Annotated in this window: 9 protein-coding genes; 3 read left to right on the top strand and 6 right to left on the bottom strand. The window is 61.3% G+C overall.

The window, feature by feature from the left end; genetic code table 11:
* Window positions 1-331: 331 nt before the first annotated feature.
* Window positions 332-2,800 carry a TonB-dependent siderophore receptor gene (locus GFU70_RS19305; RefSeq protein WP_153388652.1) on the top strand — a complete coding sequence of 823 codons (2,469 nt, stop codon included), beginning with the start codon at window positions 332-334 and terminating at the stop codon, window positions 2,798-2,800.
* Window positions 2,801-4,115: 1,315 nt separating this feature from the next.
* Here the strand turns inward: GFU70_RS19305 and GFU70_RS19300 are convergent.
* From GFU70_RS19300 to pvdM, 6 genes are all read right to left on the bottom strand, one after another.
* Complete coding sequence (locus GFU70_RS19300; protein WP_116641313.1) at window positions 4,116-5,546, bottom strand: IS1182 family transposase; 1,431 nt, start codon at window positions 5,544-5,546, stop codon at window positions 4,116-4,118.
* A gap of 252 nt (window positions 5,547-5,798) precedes the next feature.
* Window positions 5,799-9,962, bottom strand: a complete 4,164-nt coding sequence (locus GFU70_RS19295) for a non-ribosomal peptide synthetase (protein WP_153388651.1) — start codon at window positions 9,960-9,962, stop codon at window positions 5,799-5,801.
* Window positions 9,963-9,999: 37 nt separating this feature from the next.
* Window positions 10,000-11,658, bottom strand: coding sequence for a cyclic peptide export ABC transporter (locus GFU70_RS19290; RefSeq protein ID WP_153388650.1), 1,659 nt, complete (start codon window positions 11,656-11,658; stop codon window positions 10,000-10,002).
* Window positions 11,659-11,978: 320 nt separating this feature from the next.
* Window positions 11,979-12,854 carry a formylglycine-generating enzyme family protein gene (locus GFU70_RS19285; RefSeq protein WP_153388649.1) on the bottom strand — a complete coding sequence of 292 codons (876 nt, stop codon included), beginning with the start codon at window positions 12,852-12,854 and terminating at the stop codon, window positions 11,979-11,981.
* A gap of 24 nt (window positions 12,855-12,878) precedes the next feature.
* Complete coding sequence (locus tag GFU70_RS19280; RefSeq protein ID WP_153388648.1) at window positions 12,879-14,159, bottom strand: aminotransferase class V-fold PLP-dependent enzyme; 1,281 nt, start codon at window positions 14,157-14,159, stop codon at window positions 12,879-12,881.
* The gene (gene pvdM / locus GFU70_RS19275; RefSeq protein WP_153388647.1) at window positions 14,156-15,526 is read right to left on the bottom strand and encodes a pyoverdine-tailoring dipeptidase-like protein PvdM; all 1,371 of its coding nucleotides are present in this window, start codon (window positions 15,524-15,526) and stop codon (window positions 14,156-14,158) included. The genes GFU70_RS19280 and pvdM overlap by 4 nt, the downstream gene beginning before the upstream one ends.
* Before the next feature lie 267 nt (window positions 15,527-15,793).
* Between pvdM and GFU70_RS19270 the strand changes: the two genes are divergently transcribed.
* Complete coding sequence (locus GFU70_RS19270; protein ID WP_153388646.1) at window positions 15,794-17,410, top strand: PvdJ/PvdD/PvdP-like protein; 1,617 nt, start codon at window positions 15,794-15,796, stop codon at window positions 17,408-17,410.
* A gap of 102 nt (window positions 17,411-17,512) precedes the next feature.
* Entirely contained in the window at window positions 17,513-17,815 is a 303-nt protein-coding gene (locus GFU70_RS19265) for a hypothetical protein (protein ID WP_153388645.1), read from the top strand.
* Window positions 17,816-17,962 lie beyond the last annotated feature (147 nt).

The following is a 17,962-nucleotide window of genomic DNA, read 5'->3' as shown; positions in this document are numbered from 1 at the left end:
CATCACACGAAACAAAAGGCCGTCGCCCAACAGCGCCGGCTTTTTTTTAATCTTTTTCGCGAATGATAAATAAACTCATTCCGGTTTTTGGCAGGTGCTGCGTCTTACTTAGGTATGTGGGCAAATCGGGTCGGGCAGGACGTCCAGGCACCGGGTTTGTCCAGCAAAGCTTTCGTCGTCGTCCAGCCAGATGACCGTGCCCGGGGAGGGGCCGGTCGGCCACGCACTGACATTGCCCTGGCGCAATCGACCGTGCGGGTTCACGTGTGCTGGCGAGCGGCGGGCCCTTCGGCCCCATGGACTTTTACTTCTATCAATAATAGAGAGCACGATGTCATCCATTCATGAGTTGAAACCTCTGTTCAAGGCACTTGTCATGTCCCGCGGCCTGCGTTCGCGGCGGGTGTTGGCCGGTCTGGGGTTGGTCTGCGTACTGCCCCTCAGCGCTCAGGTGATGGCTGAAGACGTCAGCATCAACATTCCTGCGCAACCACTGCCCCAGGCACTGCAAGCGTTTGGTCAGCAGACCAACCAGCAAGTGATCTACAACGCCGCTGACATGGCCGACCTGAAGAGCACCCGCGTCAGCGGCAAGATGAGCCCGCAGGCGGCTATTGCCGAGTTGCTCAAGGGCACGGGGGTGCGGTACAGCGTTGAGGGTAATACCTTGATGCTGGTGCGCGGTTCTGCCGGTGAAGGCCTCGAACTGGGCGCGACCACCATCAGTGCAGAGGCGGTGGACGCGACCACCGAAGGCAGCAATTCATACACCAGTAACGCCGTCACCATTGGCAAGGGCACCCACACCCTCAAGGAAATTCCCCAGTCGATCACCGTGATGACGCGCAAGCAAATGGATGACCAGAACCTGGTCAACCTCAAGGACGCCGTCAACCAGACCACTGGCATCGTCGGCCTGCAAGGCGTCGGCCAAGGCATGATCCTGTCGTCCCGCGGTTTCCAGATCGACGATTGGCAGTACGACGGTGTGCCGATTCCGCGTAACACCTATTCGCTGGGTAACTGGGCTACCCAGGACCTGATCTTCTTCGACCGCCTGGAAATCATGCGCGGCGCCTCCGGCCTGCTGCAAGGCACTGGCAGCCCCGGTGGTGCCGTCAACCTGGTGCGCAAGCGTGGCCAGAACGCACCCACCGTGACCTTGACCGGCAAGGCCGGCTCCTGGGATCACTACGGCCTGCAATTGGACGCCGGCGGCCCGCTGAACCAGGCCGGCAACATTCGCGGCCGCATCGTCGTCGACGAAGACCAGAGCAACTCGTTCGTCGACCATGCGTGGAGCAAGACCCATTCGCTGTACGGCGCGCTGGACGTCGACCTGAACGAAGACACCACCCTGGGCTTCGCGGTCAGCCAATCCAACGGCGAATCGCGCGGCAACATCCGTGGCTTGCCACGCTACGCTGACGGTTCGATGCCGGACGTGTCGCGTTCGACCTATACGGGCGCGCGCTGGAACCGGTCAGAAATCGATGTCACCACCTATTACACCGATCTGGAGCATCGCTTCAACGATGACTGGGCCTTCAAGGTCGGTGCCGTGTACATGACCGAAGACAACCAGGCGAAAAACCAGCGAGTCCAAAGGGGTGGTGGTCTCTTGGCGGATGGCAGTGGCGTGCAATATGCCGACTTCGCGACCGATTTCCAGTCCACGAAGGCCGGTCTGGACATGAACCTGACCGGCAAGTTCGAGGCCTTGTCGATGGAGCAGGAAGTCATGCTGGGCGGCAACTTCTCTCAGTTGGAGACGGATGATCGCTACGCCCGTACCTTCAACAACACAAGCGACTCCATCTTCGATCTGAACAATGACCGTCCGGACATCAGCTACGACAGTCTGATCGCCGCGGGCGGTCAGGGCACCCTTAGTAAGTACGATATCCGCCAGAAAGGTGTGTACGGCACCTGGCGTGTCAAGCCGGTCGACGACCTGACGTTGGTGCTGGGTTCCCGGGTCAGTTGGTATGACTACAGCTACAAGTCGAAAACCGAAACCGCGGCCAACGGTATTGTCACCAACACGCCAAGCACCGGAACTGAAACCGGAGTGGTCACGCCCTACGGCGGTATCATCTATGACCTGAGCCGTGAATGGGCCGTGTATGCCAGTTATACCGATGTGTTCCAGCCGCAGACCAATCTTGATTCCAGCGGTTCGGTGCTCAAGCCAATAGTCGGTACCAACTACGAAACCGGCCTCAAGGGCGAGTTGATGGATGGTCGGGTCAATACCTCTCTGGCCGTCTTCCGCTATGACCACGAGAACCGTGCCGTCTCCATCGCCGGCTGTACTGGACTGAACTGCTCCTCTGCCGCGGGGAAAGTGCGCAGTCAGGGTATCGATGCTGAGATCAGTGGTGAAGTGATAGACAACTTGCAGCTGTTCGCGGGCTACACTTACAACACTACCAAGTACTTGGAGGACACTGACAGCAATGAAGGCAAAATCTTCAGCACCTGGACGCCGAAACACATGCTGCGGGTGTGGGGCAACTACCAGCTCACTGGCGACTGGAGCCGTGTCAGCACCGGCTTGGGCTTCACCACCCAAAGCCACACGATGGTTTACGACTATGATCGTGAAATCCCGGGTTACACCGTATGGAACGCCCGTGTCGGCTATCAGTTGACGCCGGAAATCGCTTTGGCGGTCAATGCCAACAACCTGTTTGACAAGACGTACATAACGTCCGCTTACAACCAGCTCAATGGCAACAACAACTTTGGTGATCCGCGCAATCTGATGTTCAGCGTGACTTACAAACCGCAGTTCTGATTTGCGCGAGAACCAGAAAATCGTCTTGTGCCTAATGCTGTTCACTTGGAAAAATGGCGCTTCTTTCAGGAATGGGAGGCGCCGTTTTTTTTGGGCGTGGGGAGGGGGCATATCCGTTTCTTCGGTAGTGGCTACTGGCGGTTCCGCTCTTACAGCGGGTCACTTTTGAAGAGCCCGGAAGCCGGCCCAGTCGAAAGTAACCACAACGCTCATGCCCCACCACTCGGTGCCTCGCCTAGGCTCGGCATGCCTGAACGAAGGCATCGCTCCGTGGGCCCACGGAGCAATGCCTTCGTTCAGCCAGCGTGGTTAACGGGGCGCCCCAGATCAACGTCCACCGCGAGGCGGCCTGATAGCCGATCTGGTTCTTGGTGGGACCGCGTTTCTCCTGTGGGAGCGGGCTTACTCGCGAAAGCGGTGGGTCAGTTTTCGGTGATGTTGGCTGTGCTGGCGTCATCGCGAGCAGGCTCGCTCCCACAATGAGATCGGAGTACGACCGGGAGAGCCAGGCCGGCTGTCAGGCCGCCTCGCGAGCAAGCTTTGCTCCCACAGATTCTGCTCAAGCAGATCTGATGGGTGTACGACCGGGAGAGCCAGGCTGGCTGTCAGGCCGCCTCGCGAGCAAGCTTTGCTCCCACAGATTCTGCTCAAGCAGATCTGATGGGTGTACGACCGGGAGAGCCAGGCCGGCTGTCAGGCCGCCTCGCGAGCAAGCTTTGCTCCCACAGATTCTGCTCAAGCAGATCTGATGGGTGTACGACCGGGAGAGCCAGGCCGGCTGTCAGGCCGCCTCGCGAGCAAGCTTTGCTCCCACAGATTCTGCTCAAGCAGATCTGATGGGTGTACGACCGGGAGAGCCAGGCCGGCTGTCAGGCCGCCTCGCGAGCAAGCTTTGCTCCCACAGATTCTGCTCAAGCAGATCTGATGGGTGTACGACCGGGAGAGCCAGGCTGGCTGTCAGGCCGCCTCGCGAGCAAGCTTTGCTCCCACAGATTCTGCTCAAGCAGATCTGATGGGCGTACGACCGGGAGAGCCAGGTCGGCTACTAGGCCGCCTCGCGCTGGACGTTGATCTCGGCGCCCCGTTAACCACGCTGGCTGAACGAAGGTATTGCGCAGTGGGCAACCCGGCATGGATGCCGGGTTAGCCGCGCTGGGCCCAGGGTGTGTAAAAACAAATAAAACATCGTCGGCACGTAGTGCCGACAGGTGTTGGCCAATTGATTAAAACCTAAAGCGCTCTTGTAGCTCCAAACGGCCCCTACAAGCGCTAGCAAGGCTCCGTAGGCTTGATTAACGGGGCAAAACGGCAGGCTTCAGGCCGCCAGCGCTTTCATCAGACCCTGCGCACCAAGGATTTTCATCACCCTTTTCCAATTGTAAGCGAGCACATTCAAGCTCATTTCGGTGCTTACCCCAGCCAGCCGCCGCGTCAGAAAATGCGTCGCCCCCATCCATTGCTTCAGCGTCCCGAAGGGGTGTTCGACCGTTCGCTTGCGGATGCTCATCATCTGCGGCTCATTGTTCAGGCGGACCTGCATTTCCTCCAGTACCGCCTCATGTTCCCAGCGCCGAATCTTTCGCTCTCTGGCCGGCGTGCATTGCGCCTTTATCGAACAGGCCTGGCAGTTGGAGTGCCAGTAAACGTCCAGCTTCTTGCCCTTGTCGACATAAGAGTTGCGCCAGATCAGCACTTGCTTGGCGGGGCAGACATACACATTTTTGTCCGCGTCGTAAATAAACTCGTCATTACCGAAACGGCCATCAAATTTGGCCCGCGAACTCAGCGTTTTCGGCACATAAGCGGTGATCCCTGCCTCGTGACAGGCCAGGATTTCTCTGCTTTTGTAATACCCTCGGTCCGCTACCACCGACAACGATTCGATTTGCATCGCCTCACGGGCCTGCTGGGCCATCGAGCTAAGCTGATCACGGTCGTGACCGACATTGGTCACCTCGTGCGCGACAATCAAATGGTGTTTGGTATCGACTGCTGTCTGCACGTTGTAGCCCACGATGCCATGACCGCTCGTCATCATCATCGAGCGCGCGTCCGGGTCGGTCAGCGAGATCTGTTTGTCCGGCGATGCTTCAAGCTGTATTTCAATCGCCTGGAGCGCCTTCATCTGCTCCTTCAATTTGGCGATCTTCTCTTCCAGGCCGCCTTTGGGCCCTGAAGACTTGGGCTCTTGCCGATCAGCCTCATCCAGCGCCTTCAGATAACGGGCAATGCTTGATTCGATCTCTTCCATCCGGCGCTTCAGCTTGGCGCTGGTGAAGTTGCGGTCGCGGTGGTTCACCGCCTTGAATTTACTGCCATCGATGGCAACGAAATGTTCCGAGAAAAGCCCCAGTTGTTGACACAGCACGACGAACTGCCGACAGACTCCTCGAATGGCCTTTGAGTTGTCTTTGCGGAAGTTGGCGATGGTCTTGAAATCCGGCATCAGGCGACCGGTCAGCCACATCAACTCGACGTTGCGCTGCGCCTCGCACTCAAGACGCCGGCTTGACTGGATACGGTTGAGATAGCCGTAGATGTAGATTTTCAGCATGACTGCAGGGTGATAAGCCGGTCGGCCCGTTTTAGCGGGGACAGCGCTTTCAAAACCCAAGGTGATCAGGTCGAGTTCATCCACGAAGACATCGACAACGCGCACCGGATTGGTATCGCTGACGTAGTCGTCCAAGCTCTCGGGGAGCAAGGTAGTTTGATCTCGATGTTCACCTTGGATGAAGCGTTTCATGGGCAGCCCTTGCAATGAAGTCCTGGGGAAATCATAGCAAGGGTTGGCTTCAGGGTTTTGACACACTCTGGGCCATGGATGGCCCTTCGCGGCGGGCCCACGGAGCAATGCCTTCGTTCAGGCACACCGAGCCTAGGCGAGGTGCCAAGTGGTGGGGCAAAAGCGTTTTGCTTACTTTTGCGCTTTTCAAAAGTGAGCCGCCGTCAGGGCGGAACCCTAAGCCGCCGTTACCGAAGAAACGGATATACACACCTACCCTAAGCGCTTTTCCCCTTCAATCGCACTGGCCAGAAAACCCTCGACCAGCGAATCAAGCAACGCATCATCAAAAATCATACTGCGATGCCGCAACGGAGAATGCACCGAGCATTGCAACTCACCCGTCAGGCTGTATTCCTTGAGCAGGGCTTCGCAGAATGCCAGTTCCCCCGGGGTTTTCTCCGCCTGTGTCCACCAGCAACTGGGACGTACCCGCACCGGTTTGAAGCTGAACCCCACAAAAGCCTCCAGCAACCGATCATGCACGGAGAACGCCTGGGCGTTCATGACTTCATCCTTGACGCTCTGCACGATTGACAACAAATCGCCTCGCCCCGGCTCTATCTGAAGGGTGGCCCATTCATGGAAGGCCTGGACCGTGCTGGCGGGGTGCTCTTGGCGGTAAGCCGCCGTGCGTTCGGTGAGGGTTGGAAACAGCAGGTCGAAATATTCGATGGCCTCAAGCAGATCCTGGGAGGCCGGGTCGACTTGCTCAGCGCCTGGCAAATGCCGATGACGCGACAATGTTGCCGGGTACAGATGTTCAGGAATCGTGGCGTCCACCAAGCCGAGAAAACTCACGGTGTGGCCCTGGCTTTCCAGTGTCGCCGCGATGTCCAGCGCGATAGCGCCGCCCAACGACCAGCCCATCAGGTAATAGGGGCCTTGCGCCTGGGCCTTGACGATTTCCTGGCTGTAATCGGCAATCATCTCGCGCCAGGCTTCAGGCCCAGCGTGGGGTTCGCTGAAGCCGCGGTGCATGACGCCAAAGGTGCGCGCCCGATGTTGGAGTTTGCGCGCCAGCGGCTGGTAACAGAACACGATGCCTCCGCTGGGATGCAGGCAGAATAACCGCGGTGCCGTGGCGGGGGCGTTGTTCAATTCGACAAGGCATGGGCTCTGTTCGCGGTGCTTTTGCGACATGAACAGGGCCAGCTCGGCGACGCTCGGGTTGGCCAGCAACTCCTGCAGCCGCACGGTGATATTCAGGCGGGCCTTGAGCTGGGCAATCAGCTCGATCGCCAGGATCGAATGCCCGCCCAGTTCAAAGAAACTGTCATTGATCCCCACGCGCTCAACCTTGAGGGACTGTTGCCAGAGCTGCGCCAGGGCTTCTTCCAGCTGCGTGCGGGGTGCCAGGTAATTCGGATGCCAGAGACGGGCGTCCGGTTCCGGCAAGGCCTTGCGGTCGAGCTTGCCATTGGCATTGAGCGGCAAGTGATCGATGAACAACAGATGGCTGGGCACCATGTAGTCCGGCAACTGCGCTTTGAGCGCGGCCAACAGACCTTCGCGTAACTCGGCCGTGGCCGGTTGCGTGGCAATCACGTAAGCGACCAGTTGCAGGCCGCCGGGGCCTTCGTGGGTCAACACGACACCATCGCGCACCGCCGGCAGGGTTTGCAGGCGTGCCTGGATTTCACCCAGTTCAATGCGGAATCCACGGATCTTGACCTGATGATCCAGGCGCCCGATGTATTCGATGCTGCCGTCGGTGCGGTAGCGGGCCAGGTCCCCGGTGCGATACAGGCGGCCACCCGGCAGCGGGTCGAACGGGTCGGGGATAAACCGTGTGGCGGTCAGGTCGGCGCGCCGGTGGTAGCCGCGGGCCAGGCCGGCCCGGCCAACGTGCAGCTCACCGATGCAACCCTTGGGCACCGGGTTCAGGTGCGCGTCGAGCAGGTACCAGGACAGGTCGACGATAGGCTCTCCGATAGGGCTCGCGGCCTCGCTGTGCACGTCATGCATCGACAGCGGTCGCCAAGTGACGTGCACCGTCGTTTCGGTGATGCCATACATGTTGATCAACTGCGGCGTCTGGTCGCCGAACCGTTCGAACCAGGGGTGCAGACTCTGCACATCAATCGCTTCGCCGCCAAAAATCACCTGACGCAACCGCTGGACGAGAGGCTGCCGAGGCGCGCAGGCGACCTGTAGCAACGCCTTGAATGCCGAGGGCGTCTGGTTGAGCACCGTGACGTTTTCCTGGCAAAGCAGGGCGTAGAAATCCTCCGGCGAACGGCTCACGGCATGGGGCACGATGACCAGTCGACCGCCGTGCAGCAGGGCTCCGAAAATCTCCCACACGGAAAAATCGAAGGCATAGGAATGAAACAGGCACCAGACGTCCTGCTGACCGAAACTGAACCAGTGGTCCGTGGCCTGGAACAATCGGCTGACGTTGTGGTGGGCGAGCAATGCGCCTTTGGGCTGGCCGGTCGAGCCTGAGGTGTAGATCACGTACGCCAGGTTATCCGGGTGCATCGGCACATCCGGGTTGTGCTCGGGACCGACGCTAGCAGCATCGACCTGATCCAGCAGCAGACAGGCTATGCCAGCGGGCAGCGCCAGCGATTCACGCAGATGAGCCTGGGTCAGGATCTGCGTGACGCCACTGTCCTGGATCATGTAGGCCAGGCGGTCGGCCGGGTAGGCCGGGTCCAATGGTACGTAGGCACCACCGGCCTTGAGGATCGCCAGCAGGCCGATGATCATCTGCGGCGTGCGCTCGACGGCGATGCCGACCAACACGTCGGGCCCGACACCCTGGGCGATCAGCTGATGGGCCAATTGGTTGGCTTGTCGGTTGAGCTCGGCGTAACTGATGTGCTGCCCTTCAAAAGTCAGGGCGATGGCGTCACCCGTGGCGGCGGCATGGGTTTCGATCGACTGGTGCAGGCACTGTCCGCGATGCAGTCGGGTCGGCTGGCGGTTCCAGTGGTCCAGGGTTTGCTGCTGTTCATCGGCGTTGAGCAATTGCAGTTCGCCGAGGGCACGTTCGGGCGTCTCGATCAGGCCCCGCAACAGGTTTTGCCAGTGCTCGGCCATGCGCTCGATGGTGTCTGCGCGATAGAGATCGCGGCGGTATTGGAATGTCGCCACGATCTGCTGCTGTGAATAGTCGACATCCAGCGACAAGTCGAACTTGGCCTGGCTGTCACCGGTATCGAGAAACTCCAGCGCCAGTTGACCACGGGTCGGCGCCGGCAGTGGGGGCGTGCCGGTGCGCCAGTTGAACAAGACCTGGAACAGCGGGTTGGCGCCCTGTACGCCGGGACGTTGCAACTGATCAAGGATCAGCTCCAGTGGGTAGTCGGCATGTTCAAGCGCGGCGAGGGACTGCGCGCGCAAGTCCCAAAGAAACGCCAGCACGCTGCGGGCCGAGTCGATCCGTGCCCGATACACCTGGCTGCTGACGAAGAACCCCACCAGGTCCTGGCTTTCCTGGCTGTTGCGGTTGGCGTTGGGGACGCCGACGGTGAAGTCGTTCTGGTTGCTGTAGCGGCCCAGCAACAATTGCCAGGCACCCAGCGCCACCACGAAAGGCGTCAGCCCCAGGCGTTGGCAGAACGCTTCCAGGGCCCGGGTCATTGCCGGGGCAAGCGCCACATGCACGCGTCCGGCCATCGGTTGCTGGCGGGTGGCGCGGGGGAAATCCTGGGGCAGCTCCAGCGTGGGCAGGTCGTGGCCCAGGTAATTGCTCCAGTATTCGCCACTGCGCTGGCAGGCTGCGCTCTGTAAATATTCGCCTCGCTGGTGGGTGGCGTAGTCGGTGTATTGCATGGACAGCGGCGGCAGCGCTGACGGATCACCGAGCAAGGCCTGGGCATAGGCCTGGGTCATGTCCTGCATGAGGATCGTGTTGGACCAGGCATCGGAGACGATGTGATGCATGTTGAGCAACAGCACATGTTCGTCGCTGCCCAGCCGCAGCAGCGTTGCCCGCATCAGCGGCGCCTGGGTGAGATCGAACGGTTGCCGGGCGTGCTGCTCGATGCGCTGGGAGAGCGCCAGGGCGCGTGCCGGCTGGTCGAGCGTGCCGAGATTCTCCCGGTGCAGGATCAGGCTGGCGTGGCGCTCGACCACCTGGGTCGCGGCGCCGTCGATTTCAATGAACGCGGTGCGCAGGATGTCGTGGCGGTCGATGACGCGATTGAGTGCCTGCTCCAGGGCGTCGGCATTGAGCTCGCCCGTCAGCCGCAGGGCGCGTGGCAGGTTGTACGCCGAACGGGTCGGGTCGCGCTGTTGCTCCAACCACAAGCGTTGCTGGGCGAAAGACAAGGGCGCGCGGTCCAGCCGGGGGGAGCTTTCCTGCCTGTCGCCAGCGACATCCTCCAGCAGCAGCGTCAGCAGATCATCATCTAGCAGTTCGTTCATGGTGTTCTCGCGGTAAACAGCATTGCGTCGGACAGGCTCAGGCAAAGGCTGCCGGGACCTTTTCACTGACGACCCGACCGGCCTGCATCCGGATCAGTTGGTCGGCGATAGCGAAGTAACGATCGTCGTGGGAAATGACGATGATGGTTTTGCCCAGCGCCTTCAGTTCCGGCAGCAGTTCGGTATAGAAAACGCGGCGGAACACCGGGTCCTGGTCAGCGGCCCATTCATCGAACACCAGCACCGGGCGTTCTTCCAGCCAGGCGTTGAGCAATGCCAGGCGTTTGCGTTGGCCAGTGGACAGGTCGGTGGTGCTGAAGGCACCGTCGCGGATACTGACCTTATGGGCGATTTCCAGGCGTTCCAGGTAGCGGTTGGCATTTTCAGGCACTTGTTGATCGCCCTGGACCAGTTCATCGAACAGGTAGTAATCGGCAAAAATCGTCGTGAACAACTGGCGATAATCGTCACGTTGGGCCGCCAGCACCGGTTCGCCGTCGAGCAGGATGTCGCCGCCCTGGGGGGCATAGAGCCCCAGCAGCAGCTTGATCAGCGTGGTCTTGCCGCCACCGTTCTCGCCGACGATGAACACAATGTCGCCCTGGGCAATGGACAGGTTGACCGGTCCAAGGGCAAAGGCTTGGCTGCCGTCGACCGCCGGGAAGGCGTAATGCACGTCACGCAACTCAAGCTGCTGGATCGTCGGCTTGGCGACACGCTTGTCATTGAGCAGCAGGTGCGGTTCGGGTGAGGAAAACTGTTCGGCCAGTTCGGCGATGCGCTTGAACGCAATGTTCGCCCGGCTGATCACCGGCAAGGTCATCACCAGGTATTCCAGTGGGCCCTTCATGTACAACAACACCAGCACGAAACCGCTGAGCACGGCCTTGTCGGTGCCCAGCCACAGCGATTGCAGGGCCAGCACCAGGCCGATGACTACAAAAAACAACATCGAGCCGAAGGTCTTGGCCACCACGAAGGTGTTGACCGAGCGGATATTGGTGTCGCAGATGTAGTCGGCGGTGGCTTCGATGCGCTGGCTGAACATGCGCTGGCGGCGTGGGCGATGGATACGCAGCTCCTTGGCCCCGGCGGCGATTGCGCTGTAGTGTTTTTGCAGCGCGTCTTCGGCCTCGCGGGCGTCTTCAAAACCCCGGATGCCTCGGCCCCGGGCGACGTATTGCACGACCGTGCCGATCACCAGTGCCACCAGTAACAGCAAGAACATCGGCAGTGACAGGTAGGCCAGATAACCCAGGCAACCGAGGGTCACGGTGAAGGCGATGGCCAGCGGTGCGAACGAAAACGCGAAATTGCTGACGGTGTTGACGTCGTGGGTCAGCACCGGGATGAGTCGATGGCTGCGAAAGCGCTCGATCTGTTCGATGGGCGCCAGCAGCACTTTCTTGCCGAGGGATTTGCGCAACCCGGCGATGATGTTCTGGCCGACATGGTTGGTGCCGATGTCGGAAACAATCGAGGTCAGCAGGGCCACCGCGCAGAGTCCCACGAACGTCATCAGCGTCTGGGCCGTGGGCTTGGCCGCGGCGTTCAGGGCGTCGTTGATGGTGGCCAGCAGGGCGGTGATGCTCAGGCCGCCCAACATGCCCAAGAAGATGGAGCCTGCGACAATCAGCCGGAAGGGTTTGAGCAGGACGAACAATTCACTGATCACCCCGCGTGTTGGTTGGCTCATGGAGGTTTCCCTGCTTGATGAAAAGGGCGAAGGCCATCGCGGGTGTTCACCGCATGGGCTGGAGGACGGCGGCACGCCGGTTGGGGCGCGCCCACCTGTAGAACGATTGTTGGGGGAAGGGATTTAGTGATGCCTACTGCATCGGTCCAGACGAGCGACTCACCTGTGGCGAGGGGATTTATCCCCGCTGGGCTGCGAAGCAGCCCCAATGAAATCACCGCGTTATTTCTGGCTGATCGGTGTTGCCTTTTTGGGGGCTGCTTCGCAGCCCAGCGGGGATAAATCCCCTCGCCACAAGGTATTTGGCTGAGCTTGCCGGTTTACATATCCCGCGCCACCCGAAATCCCAGCCAATCGCCCCGTGCATCGGGGTACACCGCATTGCGATTGCCCGAGCGGGAGAACACCGGCGCTTCGCCCCAGTCGTTGCCGCGGATGCGGCGTGCCTTGCAATCACCGCTGAGCCAGGCGCTGCCGTCGCTCGGGGCGCCCACATAATTTTCGTTATAGCAATCGGCGGTCCACTCGTAGACGTTGCCGTGCATGTCGTACACGCCAAAGGCATTGGGCGCGAAGCTGCCGGCCGGGGCGGTGAAGTTGTAGCCGTCGGCCGCGCCGTAGGTGTTGGCGTGCTGGGCGATGCTGTAGTCCTTGCCCTCGTCGAACGGGAAGGGGAACGGCCCGGTGCTGCCGCCGCGTGCTGCGTATTCGCGCAGGGACTCGCTGACCAGTCGGTAGTGTTTGCCGGTCTTTTTCGACAACCACGCCACGTAGGCATTGGCCTCGGAAAAATCCATGCACACCGCCGGATGTCGGTCGGTGTACTGCTTGCGCGGGTCGCTGCCCTGGTAGTCCGGGATGCCGGCCTTGCAGGCGCGGCCGGGACGTTTGTCGCCGTCGGGCATCGAGTAGCCGGTGTCGCGCAGGTAGGCGAACCATTCACCTTTCAATACCTGGAAGCGACTGATCGCCAGCGGCTTGGCAAACATCACCGGGTGCATCGGGCCTTCGTCGGGCTCGCGTCCCACTTCGTTTTCCGGGGTGCCCATCTGGAAGGTGCCGGTGGGCAGCACGACCATTTCCGGGCAGTCCTTGCAGTCGCGAAAGACCTGGCCTGGTTGCGAGGCTTGGGCGCCGGAGGGCAGCAGAGCGGCGAGGGCCAGTGCCGGAAATACCTTCAACGAAAAACTGTTCATCCATCTCTCTCGATAAGGTCAGGTTCAGAATGTCTTGCCCAACAAGCCCATGAAGTGATCGATCTCGGCTTCGGTGTTGAGCAACCCCGGGGCGGTGCGGACCACCGGCCCCGCATCGCGATGCACGGCATCGGCGATCACGCGGTTCTTCATCAGGTAGGCGGCCACCTCGTCGCTGTCGCGGCCCTTGACCCGGAAGAAAGTGAAGCCGGCGGACAGCTCCGGGCTCAGCGGGGTGACCAGCTCGATCTGCGGCTGTGCCACCAACTGTTTTTTCAGATAGCTGTTGAGGGCATGGATGCGCGCCTGCACCTCGGCCTTGCCCAGTTGCAGGTGCAACTTGAACGCCTCGTCCGCCGCCCAGCGATGCTCGAAGGCGTGGTAGCCGCCCGGCGTCATGGTGGTGGAAAACGCCTTGGCCTCAGAGAACGTTGGAATGATCGGCGTGACGTACTTGAGCTCTTCGCTGCGGCTGCACACCAGGCCCGTGCCGCGCGGGCCGAACATCCACTTGTGGGTGCCGGCGATGAAAAAGTCACAATTCATGGCGGGGAAGCTGAAGTCTTCGACGCCGAAACCGTGCACGCCGTCCACCACATAAATGATCCGCTGCTCATCGCTGCGACCCTGGTTGTGCTTGTCCACCAGGGCGCCGATCTTGTTGATCGGCAGCTTCACGCCGCTGCCCGAGTGCACCCAGGTCATGCCCAGCACCCGGGTTTCGGGGCGGATGTTGCGGTCGATGGCCGTGAGGATTTGTTCGTGGCTGGCGTCGTGGGCGTTCTCGAACAGCTTGATCTTGCGCACCCGTGTGCCAGTCCGTTGGGTGCGCAGGTCGAGAATGGTGTGGGTGGCGTAGTGTTCGTGGGCGGTGCTGAGGATTTCCTGGTCGGCCGCCACATGGACGCCGCCGTAGATCATCGACAGGCCTTCGGTGGTGCTGCCGGTGAGGGCGATCTGCGCAGGGCTCGCTTGCAGGTAGCGGCCGGCCCAGGTGCGGACGTTTTCCTCGCGTTCTTCGGTGACGCCCAGGTCCCAGTCCATCAACAACCCCGGGTTTTTATCCAGGGCGGCGCGGTGCTTTTCGATGGCCTCGCGCACCGGACGCGGGTGAGTGGTGACCAGGAAATTGGAGAAGTGCAGGTAGTCCGGGTCCTGGTCGAACAGCGAGCGCAGTTGTGCCCATTTATTCTTCGGCAGCGGCGGCAGAGGATCGGCGCTGGCCGTGGCGGGCAGGCTGGCGGCGAGGGGCAGGCCGGCGGCGAGGATTCCGGCCTGCTTGAGGAAAGTGCGACGTTCATTCATGGCTGGATCGCCTGCTGGGTCGAGGCGATGGCGGGGCGGGCGGCTTTCTGGACCTGGTCCCAGACCCGCAGGAAATTGCCGCCCCACAGTTTGGCGATGTCGGCTTCGGAGTAGCCGCGGGTCAGCAGTTCGGCGGTGACGTTGCGGATATCGCCGACGTTCTCCCAGCCTTTCACGCCGCCGCCTTCGTTGAAGTCAGAGCTGATGCCGACGTGGTCGATGCCGATCTTGCGCACGGCATAGTCGATGGCGTCCCCCAGGTCCTTGAGGCTGGCCTTGGGTTCGTCTTCGAGGATGCCGTAGAGCTGGCCGGCGTATTGGCCGAACTTCTGTTCCGGCCAGGCGGCGATGATCGGGTCGCCGGGCATCAGCGCCATCGCCAGGTTGGGCAGTGGCGGCAGGTCGAAACGTTGGCGCAGGTCGTTGAGTTTGTCCTGGGTCTTTTGCGTCAGCGGGCGCAGGTACTGGGAGAAACCAACGATCTGCACCACGCCGCCGCTGGCCTTGATCAGTTGCATTTCCTTGTCGCTGAGGTTGCGCGGGATGTCGACCATCGCCCGTGGCGCCGAATGGGAGGCCACCAGCGGCGTGCGGCTCAGTTGCGCGACTTGCTCCAGGGCCTGGGTCGACATCTGCGACACGTCGATGATCACACCCAGGTCGTTCAGGCGCGTCACCGCTTGCTTGCCGATGTCCGACAGGCCGCCGAGGGCGTCGGGCGAATCGTTGAAGAACGGCAGCGGACGGGAGGAGTCGGCCCAGTCGTTGTTGCCGATGTAGCTGAAACCGAACATGCGCATGCCCCGCGCTGTCCACAGGTCCAGCAGGCTCAGGTCATGGCCGAGGGGATAGGCGTTGAGCATGCTGATGAAGATCGCGAACTTGCCTTCGCCGTGCAGACGCCGGAAATCGTCCGGGGTGTAGGCGATGGCGACCTGGTTGGGAAAGTCGCGGACCATGCCGGTGATGATCTTGTAGCGCACTTCCTGCTGGTTGCGCGCTTCTTCGACGAAGCCGGCGGTGGGCTTGTGCGGAGCGTTGGGACCGTTCCACAACTCCGGCCAGCCAAACACCGTCAGGGCCGCGCCGGACAGGTGGCCGCGGTTGGCTTTCACCAGGTCGAACTGGCCCTTGCCGTCCTTGTCGGCTTCGTTGCCGGCGGTGCCGAAATCCAGCGGCACGGTGATGTGGCTGTCGAAGGACAGCAGGCGTTCGTGCAGCTCCCTGGCCTCTTTCATCACCTTGACCGGATAGCCGGGGTTGTCTCGCCACCAATGGTCCCAAGCCGCGACGCCTGCACCGACAGCCAATGCCAGGGCCAGGGGCAGGCCGATGAAAAGAGCCTTTTTCGAACGAGGTGTTGTCATTGCCGATCTCAGTCAGGTTCGCCTTGGAAGGACAGGCGCGAGGCCTTTGCTATCTGGGGAGAACGAGCGATCGGGCGGGAAATTTAGGCGTTCTCAAGGCCGCCATCGCGAGCAAGCTTTGCTCCCACAGTGCAATTGCAATGGGTTTCACCTGTGGGAGCAAAGCTTGCTCGCGATGAGGCCCTCACAGCAGCCTATAAATTTGTCAGCCCACCCATCGTTCTAGCTTGGATAAAGCCCGCTCCAGGGCTGGACACAGGTAAGGCAATGACGATTTCTCGACGATGGTTCATGGCAGGCCTGGCGCTGACCGGTGCCGCCGTGCCTGCGGTGTATTACGGGCATCGCGAACTGACCCGGCCGGACCCGACCATTACCCCCGGCGAGGCCTCGTTCGACGTGGCCGATGTAGCGGGCCAGCGCCGGGCCGATACGTTGCGGGGCATCTGGACGATCCGTTTCACCGGCCGCGACGCCGGTCTCGAAGGCTTGCCCCAGGACGATCTGCAGTTGTTCCTCGATATCGGCCAAAGGGGCCGTGGCCTGGTGGGCTACCTCGACACGGCCGAACGCTTGCGCGGCACCGATGAGCCGCGTTATCGGGTGCTGGGGGACCTGGCCGGCAGCGATCCGCAGCAGTTGAGCTGGCGCTTGATGAGCGCTCGACAGGGCGCGCCGGACTATGAATTCATCATGACCCTGGACGAAGTCTGGGCCAGCTTTGGCAATGCCGGCAGCGCCACCCTCAGCGGTCGTGTGTGGCGCCTGGACCGTCCCTTGGCGCTGCCTGAACAGGACAATCATTTCATCGCCCTCAAGCAGCGTTTCCCCGAAGCCCGGGAACGCACGCCGCTGAGCCCGCCGCTGCTGGCCTGGCTGGTGTCGCCCGAGCATCGGCTGTTCCACCAGCTCTGGCATGCCACGCGGGACAAATGGCACACCCTGGACGAGGACAAGCGCAACGCCCTGCGCGGCATCGGCTGGCAGCCCGGACCTCGGGACCAGGAGCGTGATGCTCGCGGCAAGCGCAAGGATCGCAACGGCTCAGGCGTGGACTTTTTCTTCATGCACCGGCACATGCTCGGCACGGCCCGTTCGTTCCAGCCGCTGCCGTCGTGGCCGCGCTTCCCTTTGCCGCAACCGGAACTTGAACGTGATCGCCTTGGGTTCGCCCGCTACCTCGATAACCACGATGGCACGGCCTTGCCGCCGACCTGGCTGGCCCGTGGCGACGAGCAGTACGCCCAGTGGGTCAGCGACATCAAGACCGCGGAGACGTACCACAGCAATTTCCAGGTCTGGGAATCGCGCTACCGCGACCCGCGCTATCTGTCGAAACTGACCCTGGGCCAGTTGGGTTCGGAAGTGGAACTGGGCCTGCACGACTGGCTGCATATGCGCTGGGCCTCGGTGCCGCGCGACCCGTCCAACGGCCACCCGGTGCCGTTCGCCCGCGACCCGGCGGACTTCGCCCAGCGCTGGTTCGCCCCGGAAAACGACTTTCTCGGCGATCCGTTTTCCTCCCACGTGAACCCGGTGTTCTGGGCCTTCCACGGCTGGATCGATGACCGCCTCGAAGACTGGTTCCGCGCCCATGAACGTTTCCACCCGGGGGAAGTGAGCCGGCTTCAGGTCAACGGCGTGCCCTGGTTCGCTCCGGGCCGCTGGGTCGAAATCGCCGACCCCTGGCTGGGCCCGGTCACCCACGGTTGCAGCACCACGCCGGGGTTGCAGCCCGGACGCTCGGTGGAGATGGACCCGGAAACCATGAAACTGGCCCTACGCATCACCTTCGGCAGCGACGACAAAAAGCTCTCCGAGCTGTTCCGCCGCGTGCCGCAACGGCCGTGGTATGCGCGCAATCTAAAGTCCAAGCCGGTGTGAGCTCAGCCAGCTTTTCCGGATCGACCTGTTAGTTCTTACAGCAGACGCGGTCTGTTGTAGAGAGTACGTTGCTCCAGTGCGATGATCATTGGAGGACTTCAAATGGAAACCAGCAAAGGTATCTTGGTCACGCTGGCTGAAAAAACGGGCGAAACCTATCGTGCGGTCAAAATCGATTTTGTCACCCGCATGACGGGCTTCGTTGACGACGACCCGAGTAAGGATTTTTCCGACTCGATCGTGGCCTCCTACAGCGTTCGCGTCTCCAGGACGAAGCCCGATGGACCTTTGGACAAGGTCTCGATCCATGGCGACATCGATGGCGATAACGACGTGGACGAATACGACAAGCAGGCACTGATCGAGCTGGCGACGGCAGCGCTCAAGGTGCCGCCGCCAAACTAGCTTATCCCTGCGAACATCCACCGGACTTAAGTCGAACACTGGTATGTGGCGAGGGGGTTGCGGTGCGGGACTTTATCGTGGCGCGGCGATGTCCAGGGCGCGGTTCGCTGAGGTTGGCCAATAGACATTCCATGTCCGAGTCTTGCG

The sequence above is a fragment of the Pseudomonas brassicacearum genome (assembly GCF_009601685.2).
Lineage (GTDB): Bacteria > Pseudomonadota > Gammaproteobacteria > Pseudomonadales > Pseudomonadaceae > Aquipseudomonas > Aquipseudomonas kilonensis_B.
This window is presented reverse-complemented; position numbering and strand designations above follow the sequence as displayed.

Coding starts and splice junctions, on each gene's coding strand:
- GFU70_RS19280 (WP_153388648.1), bottom strand. CDS start 14,159: ATGAATGAACGTCGCACTTTCCTCAAGCAGGCCGGAATCCTCGCCGCC.
- GFU70_RS19295 (WP_153388651.1), bottom strand. CDS start 9,962: ATGAACGAACTGCTAGATGATGATCTGCTGACGCTGCTGCTGGAGGAT.
- GFU70_RS19290 (WP_153388650.1), bottom strand. CDS start 11,658: ATGAGCCAACCAACACGCGGGGTGATCAGTGAATTGTTCGTCCTGCTC.
- GFU70_RS19265 (WP_153388645.1), top strand. CDS start 17,513: ATGGAAACCAGCAAAGGTATCTTGGTCACGCTGGCTGAAAAAACGGGC.
- GFU70_RS19300 (WP_116641313.1), bottom strand. CDS start 5,546: ATGAAACGCTTCATCCAAGGTGAACATCGAGATCAAACTACCTTGCTC.
- GFU70_RS19285 (WP_153388649.1), bottom strand. CDS start 12,854: ATGAACAGTTTTTCGTTGAAGGTATTTCCGGCACTGGCCCTCGCCGCT.
- pvdM (WP_153388647.1), bottom strand. CDS start 15,526: ATGACAACACCTCGTTCGAAAAAGGCTCTTTTCATCGGCCTGCCCCTG.
- GFU70_RS19305 (WP_153388652.1), top strand. CDS start 332: ATGTCATCCATTCATGAGTTGAAACCTCTGTTCAAGGCACTTGTCATG.
- GFU70_RS19270 (WP_153388646.1), top strand. CDS start 15,794: ATGACGATTTCTCGACGATGGTTCATGGCAGGCCTGGCGCTGACCGGT.